Origin of the sequence: Oceanimonas baumannii (assembly GCF_002245495.1) — a bacterium.
Classification (GTDB): Bacteria; Pseudomonadota; Gammaproteobacteria; order Enterobacterales; family Aeromonadaceae; genus Oceanimonas; species Oceanimonas baumannii.
The window spans coordinates 1-837 of sequence record NZ_NQJF01000047.1; the positions used below are offsets into that span (position 1 = coordinate 1).

At 63.3% G+C, this 837-nt stretch carries 1 protein-coding gene; it reads right to left on the bottom strand.

The window, feature by feature from the left end:
• Positions 1-751, bottom strand: a 751-nt coding sequence (locus tag B6S09_RS18060) for a TssA family type VI secretion system protein (RefSeq protein WP_211281096.1), incomplete at its 3' end; no start/stop codon positions are given.
• Between the last annotated feature and the right edge of the window lie 86 nt (positions 752-837).

Genomic DNA, 837 nt, shown 5'->3' on the forward strand with positions numbered 1-837 from the left:
GGCCGAAGCGTCGCAATTGGTAGCCGGTGGGGTCGTAGGGGTCTTGCTGATTGATCTGCTCGGCCATATTCAACACAGCGCGGCGTTGTTCACGCTCATTGCTCGGCGCCTGCGGTTTGGGGCTGTTGAAAAAGGCTGACTCCAGCACACCGCCGGAGGTGGCCGCACGGGCGGGCTCGGTGGCAGCGACCGGCTCGCTGTATTTGTCCAGTTGGCGTTGCAACGCGTCCAGCGGGGCCGGGTCGAGCTTGGCGCTTTCGGCACACCGTTGCAGGTTGGTCAGGGCCAATTGGGCCGCCGCCTGATAGGCCGGCTCAAAACTGCTGCGCTCCAGGGTCGGCAACACCTGCCCCAAGTCGCCCAACAGGCGCTGCACCTGCTTGCGTTTGTTGAGGTAGCCGGTCGGGCCAGGCTTGGGGTAGGCACTGTCCCAATACAGCTCGACCATGCCGGCTATCAAGCCCAGGGAGTCGGACCAGCGCGCCCACTGTCGGGTGCGCAGCCATCCCACTTGCAGATGGCCGAGGATGCGCCAGTGCTTGCACTGGGTCGCCAGGTATTCACGGGACGCCTCGTCGATATACGGCCAGTCGATGTCGCCTTCGCGCAGGCCGCCGAGCTTGACCATTTCCTGGTCGATGGCCTGGTAGGTTTCGTCCTCGATATCGAAATGCCCGGCGGGTTGCTCCGGGTCGATGGGGGTCAGCAACAGCTTGACGGTGTCTACCGGCACGTCGATCACCAGCGACATACTTGGCGCTCCTGCTCGATCAGTTCGCCCAGCCCTTCAGCGTCGAATACCAGGCCGTGCAGCCTTGGATCTGTCTCTTATACACA